This window comes from Streptomyces sp. NPDC007875 (assembly GCF_042868035.1).
GTDB lineage: Bacteria > Actinomycetota > Actinomycetes > Streptomycetales > Streptomycetaceae > Streptomyces > Streptomyces antimycoticus.
The window spans coordinates 149,934-175,240 of sequence record NZ_JBIADZ010000008.1 but is presented as its reverse complement, the minus strand read 5'-3'; the positions used below and the strand labels follow the sequence as shown (position 1 = coordinate 175,240).

The following is a 25,307-nucleotide window of genomic DNA, read 5'->3' as shown; positions in this document are numbered from 1 at the left end:
AGCGACCGCACCCGGTGGCGGCACCGACGCGGAGGGAAAGAGCCCGGATGACACTGCTGGAGACCATCCACGGTCCCGCCGACATCAAGCATCTGAACACCGCCCAACTGACCGACCTCGCGGGTGAGATCAGGCACTTCCTCATCGACAAGGTGCTGCGGACCGGCGGCCACCTGGGGCCCAACCTGGGCACCGTCGAACTCACCATCGCGCTGCACCGCGTGTTCGACTCCCCGCGGGACCGCATTCTGTGGGACACCGGCCACCAGGCGTACGTACACAAGATCCTCACCGGCCGCCGGAAGGGTTTCGACCGGCTCCGGCAGAAGGGCGGCCTGTCCGGCTACCCCTGCCGGGCGGAGTCCGAGCACGACACCATCGAGAACAGCCACGCCTCCACCGTCCTGTCCTACGCGGACGGCCTCGCCAAGGGGTTCCGGCTGCGCGGCGAGTCAGACCGCGCGGTGGTGGCCGTCATCGGGGACGGGGCGCTGACCGGCGGCATGGCCTGGGAGGCGCTGAACAACATCTCGGGCGCCCCGGACCGTCCCGTCGTCATCGTGGTGAACGACAACGGCCGTTCCTACGCGCCGACCACGGGCGGCCTCGCCACCCATCTGGCGGGCCTGCGCACCTCCCCCGACTACGAGCGGTTCCTGGAGTGGTCCAAGCACCGGCTACGGCAGACCCCGAAGCTGTATGAGGCGCTGCACGCGGTCAAGACGGGGCTCAAGGACATGCTCGCCCCGCAGGGGCTCTTCGCCGACCTGGGCCTGAAATACCTCGGGCCCGTGGACGGACACGACATCGCGGCGGTGGAGGCCGCCCTGCGGCAGGCCGCGGGGTTCGGCGGGCCGGTCGTGGTGCACTGCCTGACCCGCAAGGGCCACGGCTACCGGCGCGCGGAGGCCGACGAGCGCGACCACCATCACGCGGTCGCCGCCAGCGACCCGGCGACCGGCGAACCGCTGGGCTCCCCGGGCCCGTCCTGGACCTCGGTCTTCGGCGCGGAGCTGGTCGAGATCGCCCGTGAGCGCCCCGAGGTGGTGGCGGTGACGGCGGCGATGCTGCGGCCCACCGGGCTCGCGGCGTACGCCGAGGAGTTCCCCGACCGGGTCTTCGACGTCGGCATCGCCGAGCAGCACGCGGTCACCTCGGCCGCGGGGCTGGCCATGGCCGGGATGGTGCCGGTGGTGGCCGTGTACTCCACGTTTCTGGGCCGCGGCTTCGACCAGCTGCTGATGGACGTGGCGATGCACTCATGCCCCGTGGTGTTCGTCCTCGACCGGGCCGGGATCACCGGTGACGACGGGGCCTCCCACAACGGCATGTGGGATCTGTCGGTACTCGGGATCGTGCCCGGCCTGCGGGTCGCGGCACCCCGCGACGGGACCTCGTTGCGCGCCGCGCTGCGCGAGGCGGTGGCGGTCACCGACGGCCCCAGCGCCATCCGGTTCCCCAAGGGACCGGTGGGGCCCGACATCCCCGCCGTCGACCAGCACGACGGCATCGATGTGCTCCACCGGTCCCCGGGCGATGACGTCCTGCTGGTGTCCGTGGGCGCCATGGCCGCGACGGCCTGTGACGCGGCGCGCCGGCTCACCGAGGAGGGCCTGGGCGTCACCGTGGTGGACCCCGGCTGGATCAAACCGGTCAGCCCGTCCCTGATCAAGCTGGCGGAGCAGTACCGGCTCGTCGTCACCGTCGAGGACAACCTGCGCGTGGGGGGCTACGGCTCGCTGCTCGCCCAGGAGTTGCGCGACGCCGGTGTCCGGGCCCCGGTGTCCGGTTTCGGGATTCCGCAGCGCTTCCTGGACCACGGCAAACGCGCCGAGCTGCTCGCCGAATGCGGCCTGAGCCCCGAAGACCTGGCCCGTTCCATCCGGTCGCGGATCGCGGCCGACCGTGCGCCGGGTGTCCGGGCGCTTGAGGAGGATTCCCGATGACCGTCGATCTCGGCCTGCCCGCCGCACCGCCACCGGTGCTCGGCAAGCGCCGCGTCACCCGTCAGCTCGGTGTGGGCGCGGTGGGGGTCGGCAGCGACTTCCCCGTCTCCGTACAGTCCATGACGACCACCGTCACCGCCGATGTCAACGCCACCCTGCGGCAGATCGCCGAGCTGACCGCGACGGGCTGTGACATCGTCCGGGTGGCCTGCCCCAGCCAGGACGACGCCGACGCCCTGCCGCAGATCGCCCGCAAGTCCAAGATCCCGGTGATCGCCGACATCCACTTCCAGCCCAAGTACGTGTTCGCCGCCATCGAGGCGGGCTGTGCGGCGGTGCGGGTGAATCCGGGGAACATCAAGAAGTTCGACGACAAGGTCAAGGAGATCGCCCGCGCCGCGAAGGACCACGGCACCCCGATCCGCATCGGGGTGAACGCCGGCTCGCTGGACGCGCGGCTGATGGCCAAGCACGGCAAGGCCACCCCCGAGGCACTGGTGGAATCGGCGCTATGGGAGGCGGAGCTCTTCGCCGAACACGACTTCCACGACCTGAAGATCTCGGTGAAGCACAACGATCCCGTGGTCATGGTGCGTGCCTATGAGCTGCTCGCCGAGTCCTGCGACTATCCGCTGCACCTGGGGGTGACCGAGGCGGGCCCCGCGTTCCAGGGCACCATCAAGTCGGCCGTGGCCTTCGGCGCACTGCTGCGGCAGGGCATAGGCGACACCATCCGGGTGTCGCTGTCGGCGCCTCCGATGGAGGAGGTGAAGGTCGGCACGCAGATCCTGCAGTCGCTCAATCTGCGGCCGCGCAAGCTGGAGATCGTCTCCTGCCCCTCCTGCGGCCGGGCCCAGGTGGATGTGTACAAGCTGGCCGACCAGGTCACCGCGGGTCTCGAGGGCATGGAAGTGCCGCTGCGGGTCGCGGTGATGGGGTGTGTGGTCAACGGCCCCGGTGAGGCCCGGGAGGCCGATCTCGGTGTCGCCTCCGGCAATGGCAAGGGCCAGATCTTCGTCAAGGGGAAGGTCATCAAGACCGTCCCGGAGAGCAAGATCGTGGAGACCCTGATCGAGGAGGCCATGCGCCTGGCCGAGGAGGCGGGCCCGCAGGACGCCGCCGAGTCCCCCACCGTCAGCGTGCTGTGAGGGGAACATCGGTGAAACGCCTGAACACGCGGGTCGTGATCGTCGGGGCGGGCCCCGGCGGCCTGCTGCTCTCCCATCTGCTCCAGCGGTACGGCGTGGACTCGATCGTGCTGGAGCGGCGGAGCCGGGAGTACGTGGAGAAGCGGGTGCGGGCCGGGTTGCTGGAAGGCGGCACCGTGGACTTCCTGCGCGAGGCCGGTCTGGCGGACCGGCTGGAGCGCGAGGGGCTGGTCCACGAGGGCTTCGTCTTCCGGTTCGGCTCGCGCGCCCACCGGATGCCCTTCACCGAGCTGACCGGCCGGACCGTCCATATGTACGGCCAGCAGGAGCTGGTGAAGGACCTGATCCGGGCCAGGACGGCGGCCGGGGCGCGGCTGTGGTTCGACGTCCCCGACGTCGAACCGCGGGGACTGGAGGGGGACACGCCGACCGTGCGCTGCACGGTGTCGGGCGAACAGGTGGAGATCGCCTGCGACTTCGTCGCGGGCTGCGACGGATTCCACGGGGTCTCCCGCCGGTCCGTGCCGCCCGGAACGTTCTCGACCTACGAGCGCAGCTACCCCTACGCCTGGCTCGGCGTGCTGGCCGAGGCCCCGCCCGCCGCTGAGGAGCTGATCTACGCGGTGCACAGCCGGGGCTTCGCGCTGCACAGCATGCGCTCGCCCGCGGTGAGCCGGCTCTATCTGCAGGTGGAGGCCGGTGAGCGGGTGGAGAGCTGGCCCGATGAGCGGATCTGGAAGGAGCTGCACACCCGGCTGGACATCGACGGGGCCCCCGAACTGGCCGAGGGGCCGGTCCTGGAGAAGAGCTGTGTGGCGCTCCGTGGCTTCGTCACCGAGCCGATGAGTCACGGGCGGCTGTTCCTGGCCGGTGACGCCGCGCATATCGTGCCGCCGACCGCGGCCAAGGGGCTCAACCTCGCCGTGGCGGACGTCAAGGTGCTCGCCGCGGCCTTCCGGGATTTCTACGGAAGCGGCGACCGCACCGCGCTGGACGGCTATTCGGCCGCCTGTCTGCCCGGGATCTGGCAGGCACAGGAGTTCTCCGACTGGATGTCGGGGCTGCTGCACCGGCCCCCCGAGGGCCGGGTGTTCGACGGGCGGCTGCAGGACGCCCGGCTCGCGTCTGTGGTGAACTCCCCCGCCGCCGCGCGGACCTTCGCCGAGAACTACGTGGGCCTGGCGCGGGAGCGGACCCCGGCCCGGGAAGGCCGGCCATGACCTCACTGACCAGCGAGAGCCGGAGGACGGCGGGCACCCGCGGTGGCGGGGAGGTGGCGCGCGGTCTGTTCCGGCTGTCGAAGATCTTCGTGTACCAGAACTACTTCGGGTGGGGCATGGCGTGGCTGACCCTGAGCCCGCAGGCGCGCGACCGCCCGGGGACCACCGCCGCCATGCTGCTGTTCCTGCTCGGCTCCATGGGCATCGTCACCTGCACCTGCGCCACCGACGACCTGGTCGGCTTCCGCAACGGCAGCGACGCCCGCAACTACAAGGCCGGCGAGACCAAGCGCGACATCCGCGGCAAACCGCTGCTCAGCGGGGCGGTGACCGAGCGCGAGGCGGTGCGGTTCATCGCCTGCGCGGCCTCGGTCGCGGTGCTCGCGGGGATCGGCGCGTTCTGGGCGCTGGACTGGCGGGCTCCGGCTGTGGCATACGTCCTCTACGGGGTCGGGTTCCTCTTCAGCGTGCAGTACTCGGCCGGGCTGCGGCTGAGCTACCACCGGGGCGGTGCGGAGACGCTGCTGTGCCTGGCCACCACCGCCGGGCTGCTGGCCCCCTATCTGGCGGTGGAGCGGCACTGGTCCTCCCCCGCGGTGCTGGTGGGCCTGCTGCTGGGGCTCTGGCTGGTCATGGTGAGCAGCTACTCCAACGTCAACGACGCGGACGGGGACCGCTCGGTGGGCCGCAGGACGCTGGCGGCGTCGACCGGGCCGCGGGTCTACCAGACCGCCATGGTCGCCTTCGTCCTGGTGTCGGCCACGCTGATCTGCGTCCTGGGGCTGGCCACGCCGTGGCCGTGGTGGACCCTGCTGACCCTGCTGCCCGCCACCGTCCTCCATGCGGCCCAGCTGTGCCAAGGCCCGGTGCGGGGGCGCTGGCTGACCGCCCGCAAGCTCGGGCTGTACGCCTACGACCTGGGCTTTCTGGGCCTGCTGGCGCCCGCGCTGTTCCTTCTGACCTAGCCGTTCGTTCTGTCCCAGCCGTTTCGCACCCCCCATAGACGAGGAGATGAGGCATGGCGGCGCGTTCCCAACGGCCCGTCAACGTCGGCCGGTTGTTCCATCGAGCCGCCGAGCAGGGCAAACCGACGGTCATGCATCTGGACCGGCCCTTCGACATCGCCCCGGATTCCGGCACCCGTTTCGATGTGTCCGCCCTGGCGTCGACGGTGGAGGACGCCGCGGGCTGGCTCCACGGGGCGGGGCTGCGCCACGGCGACCGGCTCGCCATCGTCAAGGAGAACCACTACGACTTCATCCTGCTCGCCGCGGCCGCCGCCCGGCTCGGGGCGCTGCCGGTGATGATCGCGCCCATCAGGTCGACCGCGCACATCCGCACCCTGCTCACCAGGATCTCCCCGAAGGTGCTGGTGATGGGCACGACGGTGCTGGAGCGGATGACCGCCGCCGGTATCGCGCTGGACGATCGGGGGATGACCCTGGTGGCCGTCGGCGCCGACCGCCCGGGGCTGCCCGGCGGAACGCTGCGGATCGACGATGTGCGCGACGGCTCCCGGCCGCCGGTGCGGTTCCGCGGCCTCCATGAACCGATGCTGGTCACCCACACCTCGGGCACCACGGGTGTGCCGAAGCTGGTGGTGCACTCGCCCGCCACCACCCTGGCGGCCGTGCCGTTCCGCATCGAGTCCTACCGGCTGCCGCTCATGACCTCCCGTCCGGGGGACGTGGTGGCCAGCGGAATCTCCTTCGCCCACAACCGCAATCTGTCCTGGACCAACGGGACGCTGTTCCGCGGGCCGCGGAAGATGGTGATCCTCTCCGATCCGGCGCTGGACAGCGTGGCCCGCATGCTGGCCGAGCACCCTCCCACCTCGCTGGAGGCATGCCCGAACGTCTTCCAGTACTGGGAGGAGCTGGCCGACACCCGGCCCGAGCTGTTCTCGGGCGTACGGCGCTTCATCAGCACCTTCGACGCGGTCCACCCCAGGACGGTCCGCAAGTTCCTCGGCGCCTCCCGGGCCCGGCTCCCGCTGTGGGCCTGGGGCGTGGGGCAGTCCGAGATCGCGGGCATCGCCGCCGGGGTGGCCACCCGCTCCATGGTCCGCCCGGACAAGCCCCGGGCGCATGACGCCACCAACGTCGGGTTCCCGCCCCTGGTCCGGGTCAAGGTCGTGGACCCGGAGACCGGCCGCAAACGGCCCCGGGGAAAGCCGGGGCTGCTGATGGTCAGGACCAAGTCGCGGTGTCTGACCTACCTGGGCGAGGACGACCGGCACCGCGCCAAGGACCGGGGCCGCTGGTGGAACACCGGCGACCTGGGCGAGTACGCGGGCTACGGCCGCATCCGGCTGATCGACCGCGAGGTCGACATGATCCCCGGGATGAGCTGCATCGAGCTGGAGTCGACCCTGCTCGACCGGCTGGACCGGGCCTCCGAGGTGATCGTGCTGGGGGTCCCGGGGCAGTTGCCGATCCCGGTGCTGTGCATGCGCGACGACACCCTCGACCCCCAGGAGTGGGACCGGGCCTGCCGGGGCCTGCCCGAGCTGGACAAGCCACGGCTCGTCCCCTGGGAGGAGATGCCGCGCACCGCCACCTGGAAGGTGCGCCGGGGGGAGCTGCGCGAACAGCTGCTGGGCTCGAGCGACACCTATGGCACCGGACAGTGGACCTGACCCGCGCCACGCAAAGCAACGCCATACAAAGCAACGCCACGCAACGCGTCGAGACGACCGTATCCACCGTGAACGAGGGGTAATTAGCCGTGTGGTTCCCGCCCGCTCTCTTCGATCTCCCGGACATCGCTCCGGTGACCCTGCCGGAGGCGGACCGGCCGAGTTGGCTGTTCTGGATCCTGATGGGCCCGTGCGCATCGGGCTGGCTGGTGGCCTACGGGCTCGCCATCTACCGCGCCAAACTGGACAAGCGGGTGGGGATTCCCGTCTTCGTGGTCGAGGTCAACCTCGCCTGGGAGTTCACCCTCTCCCTCATTCTGGACCAGGCCGATGTGCAGCGCCCGATCAATCTCAGCTGGTTCCTGGTCGACTGCTTCATCCTCCGGCAGACGCTGCGCTACGGATGGAAGGACTACCCGTCGATGAGCCGGCGGGCCTTCCGGTGGATGGTCTTCGGCGTCATCGCGTGGTCCGCGGTCTTCCACATCATGACGACCTATGAGCTCAAGGACGCCACCGGCATCTACACCGGCACCGGGCTGAACGTGTTCCTGAGCCTGTCGTTCATCTTCATGCTGGGCCGCCGCGGATCCTCGCTCGGGCAGTCGATGTACGTGGCGCTCGCCAAGGGCATCGGATCGTTCTTCGCGGGGTGGACGGTGCTGGTGATGTACCCGGGCCACCACCTGTTCATCTTCCTCTTCCTGACCGTCTGGACCATCGACGCGACCTACTGCGTACTGCTCTACCGGAAGGTCCGCGAAGAGGGCCGCTCGCCGTGGGCGTGGAACCGGTCCCCGGCCGAGGTTCCCGACGCTCTGGACGGCCTCGCCACCGCCGGGAGCGCACCGCGCCGGGATGAGCAGGAACCGGCCGTCCGCAGCGCGGCGTCGGGCTGAGCCGCGCCGGGCCTGTTTCGTCCACGGAGAATGACCATGACCACGCAACGTCTGGACGTCTGCCTCATCGGTGCCGGGCCCCGGGGGCTCTCGGTCCTGGAGCGGCTGTGCGCGAACGCCGCCGAGGCGGCGCCCACCACCTCGGTCACCGTCCATGTCGTGGACCCGTATCCGCCGGGGGCGGGGCGGGTCTGGCGCTCCGGCCAGTCCCGCCATCTGCTCATGAACACCGTCGCCGGCCAGGTCACCATGTTCACGGACGAGACCGTGGAGATGGCCGGACCGGTCCTGCCCGGGCCCAGCCTGTACGAATGGGCCCGCTTCGTGAGTCTCACCGGCGCCCTCGACGAGGGCGGGTACGACGAGGCCGTCCTCGCCGAGGCGCGGCGCCTGGGCCCCGACTCGTATCCGACCCGCGCCTTCCACGGGCACTATCTGGAGTGGGTCCACCGGCGGGTGACCGGCACCGCGCCGGCGTCGGTGCGCACGGTGTCCCACCGCTCGCGGGCGGTCGGGCTCGAGGAGCGCACGGCGCACGGCGGGCAGAGCGTCGTGCTGGAGGACGGCACCCGTATCGAGGGGCTGCACGCCGTGGTGCTGGCCCAGGGCCATCTGCCGCAGCGCCGGTCGCCGCGGGAGGCGGCCTACGCGGCCTTCGCCGAGGCGCGGGGTCTGCGCTACCTTCCGCCCGCAGGCCCCGCGGAGGTGGATCTGTCCGGCATCCGGCCCGGGGAGGCCGTGGGCCTGCTGGGGCTGGGGCTGAACTTCTTCGACTACCTGGCGCTGCTCACCGAGGGCCGGGGCGGACGGTTCGAGCGGCGGGCGGGGCGTCTGGTCTACCGGCCGTCGGGCCGGGAGCCGCGGCTGCTGGCCGGCTCGCGCCGGGGTGTGCCGTTCCACTCCCGGGGCGAGAACCAGAAGGGCCCGCACGGCCGTCACCTCCCGCTGGTGCTGACCCCGGAGGTGATCCGCGGTCTGCGGCGGCGCGCCCGTGAGCGGGGCGGGCTGGACTTCCGCTCCGAGCTGTGGCCGCTGATCTCCAAGGAGGTGGAGACGGTCTACTACACCGCGCTCCTCACCTCCCAAGGGCAGGAGGCGGCCGCGCACCGGCTGCGCGCGGCCTATCCGTCGGCTCCCCGGGGCAGCGCCGAGGAGGACCGGCTGCTGGTCGAGAGCGGCATTCCCCCTCACCGGCGCTGGAATTGGGACCGGATCGCCCGGCCCTGCCCCGCCCACGGCCTCCGTTCGCCCCAGGCGTTCCGGTCCTGGCTGCTGGAGTATCTGCGGGCGGATCTGGACGCGGCGCGCGCGGGCAATGTGCACGGCCCGCTGAAGGCGGCCCTGGACGTGCTGCGCGATCTGCGCAACGAGATCCGGCTCGTGGTCGACCACGGCGGACTGACGGACCGTTCGCACCGCGACGACCTGGACGCCTGGTACACCCCGCTGAACGCCTTCGTGTCGATCGGGCCGCCGGCCCGGCGCGTCGAGGAGGCGGTCGCGCTCATCGAGGCGGGCGTGCTGACCGTGCTGGGGCCGCGCACCGTGGCGTGCGCCGACGTCGAGGAGGGGGCCTTCGTCCTCGAATCCCGTGCCGTTCCCGGCTCGTGGGGGCGGGTGACCACGCTGATCGAGGCCCGGCTGCCGGACACCGATGTGCGCTCCAGCGCCGATCCGCTGCTGTCGGCGCTGCTGGCGAGCGGTCAGTGCGGTCCCTATGTGGTCGGCGGTACCGGGGTCGGCGGCACCGGCGGCGGGCAGGGCGGTCATGAGACGGGCGGGCTCGCGGTGGGGCCCAGCCCCTACCACCTGCTGGACGCCTCCGGCCGGCCGCATCCGCGGCGGTTCGCCTTCGGTGTGCCCACCGAATCCGTCCACTGGGCCACGGCCGCGGGCGTCCGCCCGGGTGTCGGCTCCGTGATCCTGGCCGATGCCGACGCCATAGCGCGTACCGTGCTGGCGCTGAGTGATGACTCGCTCACCAACCCGACCGATCCCACCGATCCCACCGGCCCCGAGACAATCGAGGTTTCCGTTCCATGACCGACGCCCAGAGCGATGCCACCGACGACGCCCCGCGCCATGCCGACGCGGGCCTGCTGAGTCCCGCCCGGGCCGGCACCCCGGCCGAGGCGACCACGTCCGACGGCGCCTGGCTGCAGGCGATGCTGGACGCGGAGGCGGGCCTGGTGCGGGCGCAGGCGCGGCTGGGCCTGGTGCCCGAGGCGGTGGCCCGCACCATCACCGCGCTCGCCCTGGCCGAGCGCCTGGACGTGGTGGAGATCGCCCGGCTGGCCCGGGGCGCGGCCAATCCGGTGGTGGCGCTGGTGCGGGCGTTCACCGCGCTGGTGGCCGCCGAGGACCCGGCCGCCGCGGAGTATGTGCACCGGGGCTCGACCAGCCAGGACATCATGGACACCGCCGCCATGCTGGTGGCCCGCAGAACCCTCGCACCCCTGGTGGCCGACCTGGAGCGGATCGCGCGGGCGCTGCGTGAACTGGCCGTGGCGCACCGGGAGACGCTCATGCCCGGCCGTACGCTCGCCCTGCACGCCGTGCCCACCACTTTCGGCCTGAAGGCGGCGGGCTGGCTGAGCGGTGTGGAGGACGCGGCGGCCCGGCTGGCCCGCATCCGCGACCACGAACTGCCGGTCCAGCTCGGCGGCGCGGCGGGCACGCTGGCGGGGTACACCGAGTACGCCCTGATGGATCAGCGGACACGGCCCGGGGCGCCGGGGCCGCGGGAGTTCGCGGAGCGGCTGATGGCGGAGTTCGCCGCGCAGGTCGGGCTGAACGAGCCCGTCCTGCCCTGGCACACCGCTCGTACGCCGGTCGCGGGGCTGGCCGCCCAACTGGCCCTGACCACCGGGGCACTCGGCAAGATCGCGGTGGACGTACAGCTGCTGTCGCGCACCGAGACGGCCGAGGTCTCCGAGCCCGCCGCCGAGGGCCGGGGAGTGTCCTCCGCGATGCCGCACAAGCGCAACCCCGCCCTGGCCACCCTGGTGCGCTCGGCCGCGCTGCAGGTTCCGGCGCTGGCGAGCGCGGTCATGGGGTGCATGCTCGCGGAGGACGAGCGGTCGGCCGGGGCGTGGCACGCCGAGTGGCTTCCGCTGCGCGAGTGTCTGCGGCTGACGGGCGGGGCGGCGCATACGGCCGTCGAACTGGTCGAGGGACTGGCCGTCTTCCCCGACCGGATGCGCGCCCATCTCGGGCTGACCGGCGGACTGATCGTCTCGGAGCGGCTGGCCGCGGTGCTGACCCCGGTGCTGGGCAAGGGGCCCGCGAAGGAGCTGATGAGCCGGGCGTCGGCGGAGGCGGCGCGCGGCGGGCGGACGCTGGGCGAGGTGCTGGCCGCGGCCCCCGAGCTCGCGGGACGTTACCGGGCGGAGGAGCTGGCCGCCCTGCTGGACCCGGCGAACTATCCGGGGGTGGCCGATCTGCTGGTGGACCGGGCGGTCCGCGGGCCCGGGGACCGGTCCTGACGGCCGCCCGGGGAGCGGTCGCGGCCGCGGATGTCACATCCGGGCGGGGCTCGGCGTCTGGGATGCCGAGACGGGATTCCAGACACCGTGCTGGACGGGATTCCAGACGCCGTGCGCTCGAGGAAGGAAGAGGGAATGCTGGACAGACTGGCCGGTTTCGTCGTGCGGAAACGCCTGGCGGTGTTGGTCGTCGGCCTGCTGCTCGCCGTGATCGGCGGGGTGGCGAGTACGACATTGTTCGACAAGCTGACGGCGGGCGGTTTCGACGATCCGACGTCGGAGTCCTCGCGGGCGATCACCGCGCTGGACGACAGGTTCGGGCAGGGGCTGCCCAATCTCACGCTGCTGGTGACGTCGAAGGGGCGGGTCGACGATCCGTCGGTGTCGGCGGCGGGCACCGAGCTCACCCGGAAGCTGAGCCGGGAACCCGGAGTGGCGAACGTCAGCTCCTACTGGACCACCGGCAAGGCCCCGCAGCTGCGCGCCAAGAGCGGCCACAAGGCCCTGATCATGGGGACGGTCACCGGGGACGACACCGCGTCGCAAAAGCGCGTCGCCGAGCTGGCGGATCGTTATCAGGGCTCGCGAAACGGGCTGGAGGTGACGTTCGGCGGCTATACGAAGTTCCAGCGGGAGCTGCTGGAGCAGGGTCAGAAGGACGCCACCACCGGCGAGACGGTCGCCATCCCGATCACCCTGGTCGCGCTGGTGTTCATCTTCGGCAGCGTGGTGGCCGCGGCGCTGCCGCTGGCCGTCGCCCTGGTGGCGATGATGCTGACGATGGGCCTGACGTGGATCCTGGCGAGCGTCACGACGGTCGGATCGCTCGCGGCGAGCGTGGTGACCCTGCTGGGCCTGGGCCTGGCCATCGACTACAGCCTGCTGATGGTCAGCCGCTACCGCGAGGAGCTGCGGTCGGGGCTCGCCCCGCCGGACGCCATCCGGGCGATGCTGACCTCCGCCGGGCGCACGGTGACCTTCTCGGCGCTGACCGTCGCCGTGTCATCCCTGGCCATGGCCTGGTTCCCGCTGCAGGCCGTCCGGTCCATGGGCTATGCGGGGGCGCTCACGGCGCTGCTGTCCGGCGCGGCCTCGCTCGTCGTGCTGCCGGCCCTGCTCGCCCTGCTCGGCGACCGGATCGAGAAGGGGCGGGTGTTCCGCCGCCGGCGGACCGCGGCGACCGGCGGGACGGGCACGAACGCCGCCGGCCGGAGCGTGGAGAGCGGCTTCTGGCACCGGCTGGCCACCACCGTGATGCGGCGCCCGGTGCCGATCGTGACCATCGTGACCGCGTTCCTGCTGCTGCTCGGCGCGCCGTTCCTCGGTATCAACCTCGGCATGCCCGACGAACGGGTGATGCCCTCGTCCTCGTCGGCCCGTCAGGTCGCCGACACGGTGCGCGCCGAGTTCGACAGCAGTGAGCAGAACGCGCTGCAGGTCGTGGCGCCCGAGGGGGGCACCGACCGGGCGGCCGTCGGCGCGTATGCGAAGCGGCTGTCCCAGCTTCCGCACGTGGCCGCGGTCCGCACCGCCACCGGCGCCTACGCCGAGGGCCGGCAGGCCGCCCCGCCCGATCAGCGCTACGCCCGCTTCGCCTCGGGCGACGCCGTCTACTTCTCCGTGGTGCCCAAGACGGCCAGCGCGGACGACGCGGACCGGCTGGTCGGCGAGATCCGGTCGCAGAAGGCTCCGTTCGAGGCGCTGGTGGGCGGGGCCGCGGCCACCAACCACGACGCCGCCTCGGCGCTGGAGAAGTGGCTTCCGTACGCGCTGGGCACGGTGCTGCTGACCATGCTGGTGCTGCTCTTCCTGGTGACGGGCAGTGTCATGCTGCCGTTCCTGGCGCTGGTGCTCAGCGCGCTGAGCCTGACGGCCACCTTCGGCGCGCTGGTGTGGGTCTTCCAGGACGGCCATCTCGCGTGGCTGTTCGGCGACTTCACCCCGACCGGCAATATCGCGGCGACGATCCCGGTGATGCTCTTCGGTCTCGCCTTCGGGCTCGCGATGGACTATCAGGTCTTCCTGCTGTCCCGGATGCGGGAGGAGTACGAGCTGACCGGTTCGCCGACGGCCGCCGTGGCCCGGGGGCTGGAACGCACCGGGCGCATCGTGACGGCGGCGGCGGTGGCGATCTCGGTGGTCTTCCTGGCCTTCACCGTCTCCGGCATCTCGCTGGTGAAGGCGTACGGGATCGGGCTGCCGCTGGCCGTCCTGATGGACGCGACGCTCATCCGCGGGGCCGTGCTGCCCGCCGCGATGCGGCTGGGCGGGCGCGCCACCTGGTGGGCCCCGGCCCCGCTGCGCCGGCTGCACAGCCGCTACGGCCTGCGGGAGGAGCCCGCGGCGGCGCCGCGGCGCGACGGCGACCGGGCGCTGACCGGCTGACCGGCCCGCTGCGCAAGGCGGCTCACGGGTCCGCCGCCCGGCACACCGGGCGGCGGACCCGCCTCATGTGCCGTCGGCTCTACAGCGGTTCGGCGTCCGTCGCGGCGTACTCCTCGCGCAGGACGTCCAGGACGGGGTGGCCGGGGTCGAACTCCACCCCGTCGATCGACCGGATCGCCCGCACCCCCACCCCCGCGTTGAGGGCGAAGGCCGTCTCCAGCTCGCCGAGCCGGTCACGGTCGATCGGCTCGGTGTGCTGCGGCCCGCCGTGGCCGCGGCGGAGCAGTTCCTGGGTGACGCCGGGCAGGCACACGGCCTGCGGCCACAGCAGCCGATGGCCGTCGAAGAATCCCACGTTCCAGGTCGCGCCCTCGGACACCGCGCCCCGCTCGTCCGTCAGCAGCACATCGTCGTAGCCGTCGAGCTGGGCGAGGCGGCGCAGCCGCAACAGCCCGAACAGCCCGACGTGTTTGACCTCCGGCAGGTCGCGGCGGTGCGGTGCGGTGCGCACGCTCAGCGGCGGCAGCGAGCGGGCGGCGGCCGGCCGGGTGGTGACCAGGATCCCCGGCTCGGCCTCGGCCCCGGGCCGCTCCAGCCCGAGGTCGGGGTCGTACACGGTCACCCGGACCGTGAGCGGCCCCGTGGTGTCCGCGACGGCGCGCCGGGCCAGTTCGCGGATCCGGTCCCGGTCGGGTGCGGTGCCGAACAGCACCCCGCAGTCCCGTACCAGCCGGTCCAGATGGAGGGACAGCCCCCGTACCCGCCCGTCCTCCACCCGCATGGTGGTGAAGTGGCCGTAGTTGGTCATGGCCAGCGCCGTCAGCTCGCGAATTCCCGCCGGTTCCCCGTTCAGCTCCGTCATGGGGCCAGTCTTTCAGCCGAGGGGTGGACGGACTCGGCGAGTCTCTCGAGCTTGTCGGGGTTGATCAGGCCGTAGATGCCGCGCACCCGCTCGCCGTCGGGCGCGGGGTCGAACACCGCGGCCGCGTACAGCGTGCCGCCGATGAACAGGACCACCCCCGGGCCCCCGTTGATCTGCACCGGGCGTGCGTTGAAGGTGGGCAGCCGGGAGCTGACGGCGGCCACCAGGCGGGCCACCTTGTCCCGGCCCTCGATCACGCGGAGGGCGGCGCGGCGCTTGCCCCCGCCGTCGCTCCACATGACCACCTCCGGGGCCAGGACGTCCATCAGGGCGTCGAGGTCGCCGCCGAGGGCCGCGTCGAGGAACCGCTCGGTGACGATCCGCTGGGTCCCGCGGTCGAGGTCGTAGCGCGGCCGGCGGGCCTCGACACGCTCCTTGGCACGGTGGGCGAGCTGGCGGACGGCGGCGGAGCTGCGGCCCAGGATCGCGGCGATCTCCGCGTGGTCGTAGGCGAACGCCTCGCGCAGCACGAACACCGCGCGCTGCAGGGGGGTCAGCGTCTCCAGGACCACCAGCATCGCCAGGGACACCGATTCGGTGCGGATCGCGGTGTCGGGGGTGTCCGGTTCGGTCAGCACGGGCTCGGGCAGCCAGGGGCCGATATAGCTCTCCCGGCTGCGGCGGGCCCGGCGCATCTGGCTGAGCGCGTGGTTGACGGCGATCCGCACCAGATAGGCCCGGGGGTTGGCGATCTCCTTGTCCTGGACCGACGCCCAGGACAGCCAGGTCTCCTGCACCACGTCCTCGGTGTCGGCGACCGTGCCGAGCATGTTGTAGACGATGGAGAAGAGGAGCTCACGATGGTGGAGGAAGTCCTCGCTCCCCGCATCCGGCACCGGCCTGTCCTGCGGTCCCGCGCGGTCCTTCCACGGTGATACGGAGGTGTCCATCAGCCCTTCTTCCGAGGGGACCCTCGGCTTTGGTCGCGCTGGGCGAGATGCTGCGGGATCACTGCTCGCTGTACAACGGAGCCTTGCAGGAACGCCGCGATGCCTACCGGCACACCTCCAGGACGAGCATCAAGTACGGCGACCAGTCCGCCCAGCTCAAGGAGATCCGGGCGGTCGCCCCCCAACGTCAAGGCCACTGGTCGTTCTCCTCCCGGCAGGCCACCATACGCCGCCTGGACAAGGCATTCCAAGCGTTCTTCCGCCGCGTCAAGGCCGGTCAGAAGCCGGGCGAAGCGCAGCGGCACCTCGCGACATTCCCCAAGCGGACCCGGCGGCGCACCGAGGCGCACAGGGCCGCCGCCCGCCGCGTGGCGAAGCTCTACGCGAGGATCCGGCGCCGGCGCCCGGACCACGCGCACAAGACCGCGCTCACCCTCGTGCGGGACCACGACGTGATCGCCCACGAGAAGCTGGACACGGCGGGCATGACCCGCGCCCCCAAACCCGAGCCCGACCCTGACGCGCCCGGCACCTTCCTGCCGAATGGCGCCGCGGCCAAGGCGGGCTTGAACCGCGGCATCCTCGACGCGGGTTGGGCGCAGTTCCTGACGATCCTGGCGAAGAAGGCTGAAAGTGCCGGTCGCCTCGTGGTCGCGGTGGACGCGCGCAACACCTCCCGTACGTGCCCGCCCAGCCTCGGAGGCTGCCGGCACGCCGCGGAGGAGAACCGCGTCAACCAAGCCAAGTTCGCATGCACGGCGTGCGGCTTCACCGCGCACGCGGACCACGTCGGCGCAACGAACGTCCTCGACAGGGCCGGGCTGGTCCTCTGCGACGCTGCTTAGCCGGCGATCCAGGAAGCCCGCGCGTTTACGCGTGGGTGGAGTCACTGCACCGATGGTAGGCGTCACGCCCCTTCGCAACCGCTTAGGATCGACTCATGCCCGATCTCGTATCCGTCAACTACACCAAGTACGACGACACTTTGCACTGGAACCTGCGGATGCGCAGGCTGGGCGAGGACGACCACGGCGTCTGGCTGGGGCTGCCCGGCGGGACGGTCATGCGCAAGGGGTACGGCCCGATGGTGCCGATCGCCTGCGCGCATGTGATCCTCCTGCCGCGCGAGGCGTGGTGGACCGCGACGTTCAACGCCCCGCCCCGGGAGACCGAGATCTACTGCGACATCGCCACGCCTCCGCGGTGGGTCTCCTCCCACGAGGTCACGATGGTGGACCTGGACCTCGATGTCATCCGCAAGCGGGACGGCAGGATCCTGCTGGACGACGAGGACGAGTTCGCCGAGCACCAGGTGAAGTACGGCTATCCGGCGGACGTCATAGCGGAGGCCGAGGCGGCGGGCCGGTGGCTGATGGACGCGGTCGGCGGGCGCGCCGAGCCGTTCGCGGGCGCCTGCGAGCGGTGGCTGGGCATGGTCGACGGCGAGCGGCCCTGACGCGGCTCACCGTCGGCCCGCCGCCGTCTCACCGGGGTGAGCGCCCCGCGCCCCGCGAGGCCGAAGTCCCCTCCGTACGCCGCTCCCTGGCCGCGGGCCGGGCCTCGCCGGGTCCCGCGGCCGGGCGCCCGCGCAGCGGCCGGACGGCTATGCCCGCCGATATCAGGAGCAGGCCGCCCAGCATGACGAAGGGGGCGGCCGTGCCCGCGAGCCCCGCGAGCACACCGGCGGAGGCGGGCGCGGCGACCTGGCCGAGGCGGTTGCCGGTCAGCCGCAGCGCGAGGGCCGTGCTGCGCGCCTCCTCCGGGGCGGCCTGGACGACGGTCGTCATCGACAGCGGCTGTCCGACGCCGAGGCAGAAGCCGAGCCCCGCCAGCAGCACCCCGAGCGCCCAGGCGGGCACCGGCAGGGCGATGCCCGCGCACAGCAGCGCGGCGCCCAGACAGCTGACGGCCATCAGCACGGTGCGGCCCATCAGCCGGATCATCGGGGTCATGGCGAGCCGGCAGGCCACGGTGGCGGCGGCGCGCAGGCTGAGCAGCACCCCGACGACCGCGGGCGAGATACCGCGCTGTTCGCCGACGACCGGCAGATAGGCGGTGAGGATGTCGGTGGCGGAGAGCACGGCGAGGCTGATGAACATGCCGGAGGCGACCCCGCGGGTGGTCAGGATGGACCGTACCGAGACCTTGCGGGCGGGAGCCTCCTTGGCGGGCGCGGCCGCCGTCCCGGCCGGGCGGCGCTCGATGCGCCACAGCGAGGTGAAGGAGAACGCGGCGAGGGCGGCGGAGACGAACAGCGCGAGGGCGCTGGTGCGGGCCATCGCCCCGTCGTGTTCGGAGACCACCAGACCGGCCGCGATGGGCCCGATGAGCTGGCCGAGCGAGGCGCCGATGGTGAAGTGGCCGAAGTTGCGGTCCTGTTCGTCGGGGGCGCTCTGGCGAGCCACGATGGACTGGGCGCCGATCACGAACGACAGATGGCCGAGCCCCATCACCCCGCTCCACGCGGCCATCGCGGGCAGCGATCCGGCCGTGCCGCTGAACGCGCAGCCGGTGGCGATGAGTGCGACCCCGATGGGCAGCAGCGGGGCGCACCGGCCGTGGTCGGTGCGGCGCCCCAGCGGTACTGCGGCGAACAGCGGCAGCAGGGCGTAGATACCGGCGATCACACCGACCGCGCGGGCGTCGGCACCGAGCGCGAGGGCCCGGTAGGAGACGGCGGGCCGCACCATGCTCACCGCCCCCTGGGTGAACGAGAAGGCGATGACCAGGCGCAGCAACCAGCCCCTACCGGGCTCCGAACTCTTCACGGGTCAGATGATGCCGAAGAGGAGACCGGCGGCGAGCACCACCAGGGAGGTGAGCACCGCCCATTTCACGGTGAACCGGGTATGGTCGCCGAATTCGACCTTGGCCATGCCGACGAGCACGTAGACCGCGGGGACCAGCGGGCTCGACATGTGCAGGGCCTGTCCGACGAGCGAGGCGCGGGCGATCTCCAGCGTGGAGACCCCGTGCGCGGCTCCGGCCTCGGCGAGGATCGGCACGATGCCGAAGTAGAAACCGTCGTTGGACATGAAGTAGGTGAGCGGGATGGACAGCACACCGGTGACGATGCCCATGTGCGGGCCCATGCCCTCGGGGACGCCGTCGACCAGCCAGCGGGCCATGTGCTCGACCATGCCGGTGCCGGTGAGGACGCCGGTGAAGACGGCGGCGGCGAAGACCATTCCGGAGACGTTGACGACGTTCTCCGCGTGTGCGGCGACGCGGGCCTTCTGGTCGTTCATCTGCGGGAAGTTGACGGTGAGCGCGACGGCCGCGGCGAGCAGGAAGAGGACCGGGATCGGCATGGTCTCCGTCACCATCAGGGCGAGGAGAGCGATGGTGAGGGCGGCGTTGAACCAGTAGAGCTTGGGGCGCAGGGTGGCGCGGTTCGCATCGAGGCCCTTGAACTCGTCGTCGTCCGAGGAGTCGGAGCCGTTCGAGGCGCCCGGGGAGTCGGCGGCCCGGCCGCCGGTGGCCGGCTCCGCGTCGGTGCCGGAACCCGCGCCGCCGCCGGTCAGCGCGGCCTTGACGGCCTTGCCGCCCTTGGCTCCCTTGCCGCCGGAGCCCGCGCCGACCAGCACCTGCTCGGGGTCGCCCGCGGTGACCTCGTCCAGCGTCAGCACGCCGAGCCGCTTGCGCTCCCGCAGACCGAGGCCGTAGGCGAGGGCGATCACGAAGAGCAGACCGACCGCGAGGGCCGGGATCATCGGCACGAAGATGTCGCTGGCGTCGACCTTGAGCGCGGCGGCGGCGCGGGCGGTGGGGCCGCCCCAGGGCAGCGTGTTCATCACGCCGTTGGCCATGGCCGCGACGCCGGTCATCACCACCAGGCTCATCTTCAGCCGCCGGTAGAGCGGCACCATCGCCGACACGGTGATCATGAAGGTGGTGGAGCCGTCGCCGTCGAGCGAGACGATCGCCGCGAGGATCGCGGTGCCGACCACCACCCGCATCGGGTCCGCCTTGCAGAACCGCAGGATGACCCGGACGATCGGGTCGAAGAGGCCGACGTCGATCATCACCCCGAAGTAGATGATGGCGAACATCAGCATGGCGGCCGTGGGGGCCAGCTCGCCGACGCCCTTGAGGACGTAGTCCCCGAGGTGCGCCCCCTTCCCGACAAGCACACAGAACAGCGCGGGGATGAGCACCAGGGCACCCATCGGGGACATCTTCTTCATCATGATCAGGACAAGGAATGTCGCGATCATGACGAAGCCGAGGATGGTCAGCATAGTTGGCTACCTCACGTTCGCCTTTGAACTCCCCCAGAATTGGCGGTCGAGGCGACGTTAGGTGGCGCAACTTTTGGTTAACAAGGTCTTGACGCGTGAGCAATAAGCGCAAAACCCCAGGTCAGTGCCGTAGCGAGGGCGAAACGTGCACCGGATGGGCATTGAGCACCGCCGTACCCGAGAGCGGATCCAGCCGTGAGCCGTCGAAGAGCTGGTTGACATTGACCCCGGGGCTGGCCCCGGCCACGGACAGCCGGACACCGTCCCGGGCATGGCCCCAGCCGTGCGGCAGGCTCACCACTCCGGCCCGTACCGTGTCCGTCACCTCGACCGGCACCTCCAGCTCCCCGCCGTCGCCCTTGACCCGGGCCAGGCCGCCGTCGGCCAGGCCCAGCCGGACGGCGTCCTCGGGGTGCATCTGGAGCGTGCAGCGGTTGGTGCCGCCCATCAGGGCCGGGACGTTGTGCATCCAGCTGTTGTTGGAGCGCAGATGGCGGCGGCCGACCAGCAGCAGCCCCGAGGGCCGGTCGGCCAGCGACCGGCGCAGCCGCTCCACATCGGCGGCCAGCGGCTCCGGGCACAGCTCCACCGTGCCGCTGCGGGTCTTCAGCAGGCCGGGGACACGCGGGCGCAGCGGCCCCAGGTCGATGCCGTGCGGATGGGCGAGCAGCTTCTCAAGGCTCAGCCCGTCGGGGTCGGCGCCGAACCCGTCGCCGTACGGGCCAAGCCGCAGCATCATGTCCAGCCGCCGCTCGGGGCCGTCCACCCCGGTCAGCCGCGCGGCCAGCTCGGCGGGCTCGCGTCCGTACACCGGGGACGCCGGGTCGGCGACCTCCTTGCCGAGCGTCCCCTCGATCGCCATCGCGTCCACCGCCGCCGGATCGGCGCCGCCGTGCCCGCTCACGCACAGCACCAGCCGCGCCAGGATGGCGCTCTCGCTCAGCCGGTCCGCCTCCAGTGGGATCGCCGGGCGGGTGTAGCGGACCTGGTTGCGCACGGACAGGCTGTTGAAGGCGTAGTCGAAGTGGGGGCTGCGGCTGGGCGGGGGCGGGGGCAGCACCACATGGGCGTGGCGTGAGGTCTCGTTGAGGTACGGATCGACGCTGACCATGAAGTCGAGCCCGGCCAGCGCCCGGTCGAGGCGGTCGCCGTCCGGTGCGGAGAGCACGGGGTTGGCCGCGAGCGCCAGCACCGCCCGTATCCGCCCCTCGCCCGGGGTCTCGATCTCCTCGGCGAGCGCGACGGTCGGCAGTTCGCCCTTGGCCTCGGGGTATCCGCTGACCCGGCTGTGCCAGCGGCCGAGCGCGAAGCCCTTCCCGGGCCGCGCCGGGCGCTCCCGCCGGCCGGTCGCGGCGAGCGGGAACATCATGCCGCCGGGCCGGTCAAGCTGTCCGATGAGCACGTTGACCACATCGACCAGCCAGCTGGTGAGGGTGCCGAACTCGACGGTGGTGGAGCCGATCCGCCCGTACACCACGCCCTTGGACGCGGCGGCCAGCTCACGGGCGAGGGTGCGGATCTCCTCGGCGGGCACATCGCACGCCTCGGCCACCGCCTCCGGCGGGAAGTCCGCGGCCAGCCGCCGCACCTCCGCCACCCCGCTGATGTGTGACGCGAGCGGGCCCGGAGCCACCAGGTCCTCGGCGAACAGCACCTGCACCATGGCGAAGAGCAGCAGGGCATCGGTGCCGGGCCGGATCGCCACATGGCGGTCGGCCATCTTGGCGGTCCTGGTGCGCCGGGGGTCGACCACCACCAGCCGGCCGCCGCGTCGCCGCAGCGCCCGCAGCCGCCCGGGGAAGTCGGGGGCGGTGCACAGACTCCCGTTCGAGTCCAGCGGGTTGGCGCCGAGCATCAGCAGATGGTCCGTACGGTCCAGATCGGGCACCGGAATGGCGTTGGCGTCGCCGTACAGCAGCCCGCTGGAGACATGCTTGGGCATCTGGTCGAGGGTGCTGGCGCTGAAGACGTTCCGGGTGCGCAGCGCGCCGAGCAGCAGCGACGGATAGAGCCCTCCGGCCACGGTGTGCACATTGGGGTTGCCGAGCACGACCCCCGCGGACTGCGGTCCGTGCTCGGCCAGCAGCGGGGCCAGCCCCTCCCGCACAGCGGCGAACGCCTCGTCCCAACTGGTCTCCTCGAGCCGCCCGGCGCGGCGCACCAGGGGGCGCCGCAGCCGGTCGGGATCGGCGTCGAGCCCGCCGAACGCGGCTCCCTTGGGGCAGATGAAGCCGCGGCTGAAGACATCCTCGCGATCGCCGCGCGCCCCGGTCACCCTCCCCTCGTCGATGGTGAGGGTCAGCCCGCAGGTGGCCTCGCAGAGCGGGCAGATACGCAGGGCAGTGCTCATCGGTCTCTCCCAGGGACGGCGGCGAGGCCGCGATGGCGCGCCGGACCCGGTCACCATACCGACTGGTAGGCATGTCGGGGAGGTGTCGACCGGAAGTACCGAGGAGGGGTGGGAAGTACCGATGGTCCCCGGATCAGTCCAGGACCCGGGCCAGATAGGCGCGCAGCAGCTCCTTCGTCTCCGCCACGATCGCCGGATCGCCCTCCGGATCCACCCGGAACGCCAGCCGCAGCAGCGCGTCCGCCGCCTCGACCGCGAGCAGGAAGGCCACCCGCAGCCGCTCCTCGGCCGCCTCGTCCCCGGCGGTGTCACCGGTCCCGCCGTTGTCACCGGCCCCGGCGGGGGCGCCGCTCGCGAGCCGGTCGGCGAGCAGCATCCGCAGCCGGTCGGCGACCAGATGGTTGGGCTGCTGCGGCTGTGCGGTGGCCGGGACCGGATTCCCGAACTCGATGAGCGCGAACCCGGGCGCCCCGCGCTTCATCGCCAGATACTCGTCGACGACGACGTCCATCGCCTCCCGCCAGCCGCCGCCCCCGTTCGGCCCGGACTCCGGCCCGTTGTCCGCCCCGGACTCCGAGGCGGCCAGCCGCCGGGTGATCCGCGCCGCGTACTCGTCCAGATTGCGGTGGGCCAGGGCCTCGGCCATCGCCCGCTTGTTGGAGAAGAAGCGGTAGACCGAGCCGATGGGGACGTCGGCGCGCTCGGCGACGGCCCGGGTGCTCAGCTCTTCGTAGCTGATCTCGTCGAGCAGCTCGGCACAGGCGTCGAGGATCCGGCCGAGGCGCTCGGCGCTGCGGCGCTGGACCGGCTGGCGGCGGAGGGGCGGTATGGGCACGCCCCCATCCTGCCCGATCATTGACTCACCCGGGCTTCGATTCCTATCGTCTGACAGAGGAATCCAGCGGTGCGGCGGAGCGGTGGGAGCGCGCGATGGGCGATGGCACGGGCATCGAGCAGGGGATCGAGCAGGCGCGGAAGACGGCCGAAGGGCTGGCGTACGCCTCCGGCTTCGGCAATGAGCACAGCAGTGAGGCCGTGCCCGGCGCACTGCCCATCGGCCGCAACTCCCCCCAGCGCGCACCCCTCGGGCTCTACGCGGAGCAGCTCAGCGGCACCGCCTTCACCGAGCCGCGCGCCACCAACCGGCGCTCCTGGCTCTACCGCATCCGGCCGTCCGCCGCGCATCCGCCGTTCGCCCGGATCGCGGGCGGCGCGCTGCGCGGCGCGCCCTTCACCGAGGCCGCGCCCGACCCCAACCGGCTGCGCTGGGACCCGCTGCCCGAGCCGCCGGAGGGCACCGACTTCCTCAGCGGGCTGTGGACGCTGGGCGGCAACGGCGACGCCACCCAGCGCGCGGGGATGGCCATCCACCTCTACGCCGCCAACGCGCCCATGACCCACCGGGTGTTCAGCGACGCGGACGGCGAGCTGCTGATCGTCCCCGAGCGGGGCGGGCTGCTGCTGCGCACCGAGTTCGGGCTGCTGCGCGCCGAGCCGGGGCATGTGGCGCTGATCCCGCGCGGGGTGCGGTTCCGGGTGGAGCCGCTGGAGCCGTCCGTGCGCGGCTATGTGTGCGAGAACTACGGCCGCCCCTTCACCCTGCCCGACCTCGGCCCGATCGGCGCCAACGGGCTGGCGAACCCCCGCGACTTCCTCGCCCCGGTCGCGGCGTACGAGGACGTGGAGCGCCCGGTGGAGGTGGTCAACAAGTTCTGCGGCAACCTGTGGGCCGCCACATACGACCACTCGCCGCTGGATGTGGTCGCCTGGCACGGCAACCATGTGCCGTACGTGTACGACCTGCGCCGGTTCAATGTGCTCGGCACCATCAGCTACGACCACCCGGACCCGTCCATCTTCACGGTGCTCACCTCGCCCTCCGACACCCCCGGGCTCGCGGGCGTGGACTTCGTGGTCTTCGCCCCGCGCTGGCTGGTCGGGGAGGACACCTTCCGGCCGCCGTACTTCCACCGCAATGTGATGAGCGAGTACATGGGGCTGATCGAGGGCGCGTACGACGCGAAGACCGGCGGCGCGGGAGGCTTCGTCCCGGGCGGTGGCTCGCTGCACAACATGATGTCCGCGCACGGCCCGGACCATGAGACATTCGAACGGGCGAGCGCGGCCGAGCTGGCGCCGCACCGGCTGGACGACGGGCTGGCCTTCATGTTCGAGACCCGCTGGCCGGTCACGGCCACCCGGCAGGCGCTGGAGGCGGACCATCTCCAGGGGCGCTATGACGACGTATGGCAGGGTCTGGAACGCCATTTCCGCCCCTGAACGCCGCCGTTGACGCCGTTGGACGGTGCCGCTGACGCGGTTGACCGTGACTCGTGACCGGAGACCGCGTGACCACCTTCGCCCCCGACTCCCTCGCCCTCAACCGCAAGTTGCCGCTGTGGTACCAGGTCTCGCAGTCGCTGCGGGCCTCGATACTCGGGCGAGCCCCGCACGATCCGCTCCGGCTGCCGACCGAGGACCGGCTCGCCGAGCACTACGGGGTCAGCGTGCTCACCATGCGGCAGGCACTCAAGGAGCTGGAGACCGAGGGGCTCATCAGCCGCCACCGCCGCCGCGGCACCTTCATCGAGCCGAGCGCGCGGCGCGCGGCGCCGGTGCGGCTGCTGGGGTCGGTGGACGCGATCGTGGCCCAGCAGTCGGGTGAGCGGACGACGGTGCTGGAGCACGGCCCGGCTCCGGTACCGGCGGAGCTCGCGGAGTACTTCCCCGGCCTGGACGAGGCGACCGCCTACCGCCGGCTGCGCCGCGACGGCCACAGCGGCGAGCCCACCAACTGGGCGGAGAACCTCGTCCGCCCCGAGCTGGCCGACCGCATCGACCTCGCGGACCTCGCCCGGTGGCCGATGACGAAGGTGCTGCGGGACGCGGTGGGGGTGCGGATCAGCCGGATCACGGACACGGTGGAGGCCCGCCTCGCCGACCCCGAGACCTCCCGCCTGCTGCAGGTCCCGCTGCTCAGCCCGATCCTGCATTACACGGGGGTGACCTACGACGAGAGCGGCCGCGTGGTGGACGTGGCCCGCATCCACTACCGGGGCGACCGCTTCTCCTTCTCGGTCACGGTCGAGGCCGACTAGGTACCGATATACGGCTCCGAATCCAGCCCCTCCGGCGTTTGAGGAGCGGGGTCCGGGGGCGGAGCCCCGGCGCGGGCCGGGGCGG

The 25,307-nt window shown here is 72.1% G+C and carries 19 protein-coding genes; 13 read left to right on the top strand and 6 right to left on the bottom strand.

Going from position 1 to position 25,307, the window contains the following annotated elements; genetic code table 11:
- Window positions 1-47: 47 nt before the first annotated feature.
- From dxs to ACFYOY_RS18655, 9 genes are all read left to right on the top strand, one after another.
- Entirely contained in the window at window positions 48-1,946 is a 1,899-nt protein-coding gene (gene dxs / locus ACFYOY_RS18695) for a 1-deoxy-D-xylulose-5-phosphate synthase (RefSeq protein ID WP_351886035.1), read from the top strand.
- A complete protein-coding gene (gene ispG / locus ACFYOY_RS18690; RefSeq protein WP_388588115.1) occupies window positions 1,943-3,094 on the top strand; it encodes a flavodoxin-dependent (E)-4-hydroxy-3-methylbut-2-enyl-diphosphate synthase in 1,152 nt (383 codons plus the stop codon). The genes dxs and ispG overlap by 4 nt, the downstream gene beginning before the upstream one ends.
- Window positions 3,095-3,105: 11 nt before the next feature.
- Entirely contained in the window at window positions 3,106-4,314 is a 1,209-nt protein-coding gene (locus ACFYOY_RS18685; protein WP_351886041.1) for a 4-hydroxybenzoate 3-monooxygenase, read from the top strand.
- Window positions 4,311-5,279, top strand: a complete 969-nt coding sequence (locus ACFYOY_RS18680; RefSeq protein WP_351886044.1) for a UbiA family prenyltransferase — start codon at window positions 4,311-4,313, stop codon at window positions 5,277-5,279. The genes ACFYOY_RS18685 and ACFYOY_RS18680 overlap by 4 nt, the downstream gene beginning before the upstream one ends.
- Before the next feature lie 53 nt (window positions 5,280-5,332).
- Window positions 5,333-6,952 (top strand): class I adenylate-forming enzyme family protein, encoded by a 1,620-nt coding sequence (locus ACFYOY_RS18675; protein WP_351886046.1) that lies wholly within the window; start codon window positions 5,333-5,335, stop codon window positions 6,950-6,952.
- Window positions 6,953-7,041: 89 nt separating this feature from the next.
- The gene (locus ACFYOY_RS18670) at window positions 7,042-7,851 is read left to right on the top strand and encodes a hypothetical protein (protein WP_351886049.1); all 810 of its coding nucleotides are present in this window, start codon (window positions 7,042-7,044) and stop codon (window positions 7,849-7,851) included.
- 36 nt (window positions 7,852-7,887) lie between these two features.
- Window positions 7,888-9,894 carry an FAD/NAD(P)-binding protein gene (locus tag ACFYOY_RS18665; protein ID WP_351886052.1) on the top strand — a complete coding sequence of 669 codons (2,007 nt, stop codon included), beginning with the start codon at window positions 7,888-7,890 and terminating at the stop codon, window positions 9,892-9,894.
- Window positions 9,891-11,336, top strand: coding sequence for a 3-carboxy-cis,cis-muconate cycloisomerase (pcaB, locus tag ACFYOY_RS18660; RefSeq protein ID WP_351886055.1), 1,446 nt, complete (start codon window positions 9,891-9,893; stop codon window positions 11,334-11,336). Before ACFYOY_RS18665 ends, pcaB begins: the two co-directional genes overlap by 4 nt.
- Window positions 11,337-11,471: 135 nt before the next feature.
- Window positions 11,472-13,721, top strand: a complete 2,250-nt coding sequence (locus tag ACFYOY_RS18655) for an MMPL family transporter (protein ID WP_351886058.1) — start codon at window positions 11,472-11,474, stop codon at window positions 13,719-13,721.
- Window positions 13,722-13,800: 79 nt separating this feature from the next.
- Here the strand turns inward: ACFYOY_RS18655 and ACFYOY_RS18650 are convergent, their stop codons facing one another.
- Together ACFYOY_RS18650 and sigJ are read right to left on the bottom strand one after the other, a co-directional pair.
- Entirely contained in the window at window positions 13,801-14,583 is a 783-nt protein-coding gene (locus tag ACFYOY_RS18650; protein WP_351886061.1) for an aminotransferase class IV family protein, read from the bottom strand.
- Window positions 14,580-15,533 carry an RNA polymerase sigma factor SigJ gene (gene sigJ / locus ACFYOY_RS18645; protein WP_351886064.1) on the bottom strand — a complete coding sequence of 318 codons (954 nt, stop codon included), beginning with the start codon at window positions 15,531-15,533 and terminating at the stop codon, window positions 14,580-14,582. Before sigJ ends, ACFYOY_RS18650 begins: the two co-directional genes overlap by 4 nt.
- On the opposite strand from sigJ, the gene ACFYOY_RS18640 reads away from it, so the two are divergent.
- Together ACFYOY_RS18640 and ACFYOY_RS18635 are read left to right on the top strand one after the other, a co-directional pair.
- Window positions 15,515-16,378 carry an RNA-guided endonuclease InsQ/TnpB family protein gene (locus ACFYOY_RS18640; protein ID WP_388588107.1) on the top strand — a complete coding sequence of 288 codons (864 nt, stop codon included), beginning with the start codon at window positions 15,515-15,517 and terminating at the stop codon, window positions 16,376-16,378. The two genes, sigJ and ACFYOY_RS18640, sit on opposite strands and share 19 nt — an antisense overlap.
- Window positions 16,379-16,473: 95 nt before the next feature.
- Window positions 16,474-16,989 (top strand): DUF402 domain-containing protein, encoded by a 516-nt coding sequence (locus tag ACFYOY_RS18635; RefSeq protein WP_351886070.1) that lies wholly within the window; start codon window positions 16,474-16,476, stop codon window positions 16,987-16,989.
- 28 nt (window positions 16,990-17,017) lie between these two features.
- Here the strand turns inward: ACFYOY_RS18635 and ACFYOY_RS18630 are convergent, their stop codons facing one another.
- From ACFYOY_RS18630 to ACFYOY_RS18615, 4 genes are all read right to left on the bottom strand, one after another.
- Window positions 17,018-18,301, bottom strand: a complete 1,284-nt coding sequence (locus tag ACFYOY_RS18630; protein ID WP_388588104.1) for an MFS transporter — start codon at window positions 18,299-18,301, stop codon at window positions 17,018-17,020.
- A 3-nt stretch (window positions 18,302-18,304) separates the two neighbouring features.
- Window positions 18,305-19,774 (bottom strand): citrate:proton symporter, encoded by a 1,470-nt coding sequence (locus ACFYOY_RS18625; RefSeq protein ID WP_351886076.1) that lies wholly within the window; start codon window positions 19,772-19,774, stop codon window positions 18,305-18,307.
- A gap of 121 nt (window positions 19,775-19,895) precedes the next feature.
- Entirely contained in the window at window positions 19,896-22,124 is a 2,229-nt protein-coding gene (locus ACFYOY_RS18620) for a molybdopterin-dependent oxidoreductase (protein WP_351886079.1), read from the bottom strand.
- Between the two features lie 133 nt (window positions 22,125-22,257).
- A complete protein-coding gene (locus ACFYOY_RS18615) occupies window positions 22,258-22,980 on the bottom strand; it encodes a TetR/AcrR family transcriptional regulator (protein WP_351886081.1) in 723 nt (240 codons plus the stop codon).
- 74 nt (window positions 22,981-23,054) lie between these two features.
- Here ACFYOY_RS18615 and hmgA point away from each other — a divergent pair, with 74 nt between their 5' ends.
- Both hmgA and ACFYOY_RS18605 read left to right on the top strand, forming a co-directional pair.
- Window positions 23,055-24,404, top strand: coding sequence for a homogentisate 1,2-dioxygenase (gene hmgA, locus ACFYOY_RS18610; RefSeq protein ID WP_351886084.1), 1,350 nt, complete (start codon window positions 23,055-23,057; stop codon window positions 24,402-24,404).
- 68 nt (window positions 24,405-24,472) lie between these two features.
- Window positions 24,473-25,222, top strand: a complete 750-nt coding sequence (locus tag ACFYOY_RS18605) for a GntR family transcriptional regulator (RefSeq protein ID WP_211126421.1) — start codon at window positions 24,473-24,475, stop codon at window positions 25,220-25,222.
- The last annotated feature ends 85 nt before the right edge of the window (window positions 25,223-25,307 follow it).

Excerpts from the sequence above, each read along its gene's own strand:
- dxs (WP_351886035.1), top strand. The coding sequence starts at position 48 with ATGACACTGCTGGAGACCATCCACGGTCCCGCCGACATCAAGCATCTG.
- ispG (WP_388588115.1), top strand. The coding sequence starts at position 1,943 with ATGACCGTCGATCTCGGCCTGCCCGCCGCACCGCCACCGGTGCTCGGC.
- ACFYOY_RS18680 (WP_351886044.1), top strand. The coding sequence starts at position 4,311 with ATGACCTCACTGACCAGCGAGAGCCGGAGGACGGCGGGCACCCGCGGT.
- ACFYOY_RS18675 (WP_351886046.1), top strand. The coding sequence starts at position 5,333 with ATGGCGGCGCGTTCCCAACGGCCCGTCAACGTCGGCCGGTTGTTCCAT.
- ACFYOY_RS18665 (WP_351886052.1), top strand. The coding sequence starts at position 7,888 with ATGACCACGCAACGTCTGGACGTCTGCCTCATCGGTGCCGGGCCCCGG.
- pcaB (WP_351886055.1), top strand. The coding sequence starts at position 9,891 with ATGACCGACGCCCAGAGCGATGCCACCGACGACGCCCCGCGCCATGCC.
- ACFYOY_RS18655 (WP_351886058.1), top strand. The coding sequence starts at position 11,472 with ATGCTGGACAGACTGGCCGGTTTCGTCGTGCGGAAACGCCTGGCGGTG.
- ACFYOY_RS18650 (WP_351886061.1), bottom strand. The coding sequence starts at position 14,583 with ATGACGGAGCTGAACGGGGAACCGGCGGGAATTCGCGAGCTGACGGCG.
- sigJ (WP_351886064.1), bottom strand. The coding sequence starts at position 15,533 with ATGGACACCTCCGTATCACCGTGGAAGGACCGCGCGGGACCGCAGGAC.
- ACFYOY_RS18635 (WP_351886070.1), top strand. The coding sequence starts at position 16,474 with ATGCCCGATCTCGTATCCGTCAACTACACCAAGTACGACGACACTTTG.
- ACFYOY_RS18625 (WP_351886076.1), bottom strand. The coding sequence starts at position 19,774 with ATGCTGACCATCCTCGGCTTCGTCATGATCGCGACATTCCTTGTCCTG.
- ACFYOY_RS18620 (WP_351886079.1), bottom strand. The coding sequence starts at position 22,124 with ATGAGCACTGCCCTGCGTATCTGCCCGCTCTGCGAGGCCACCTGCGGG.
- ACFYOY_RS18615 (WP_351886081.1), bottom strand. The coding sequence starts at position 22,980 with ATGATCGGGCAGGATGGGGGCGTGCCCATACCGCCCCTCCGCCGCCAG.
- hmgA (WP_351886084.1), top strand. The coding sequence starts at position 23,055 with ATGGGCGATGGCACGGGCATCGAGCAGGGGATCGAGCAGGCGCGGAAG.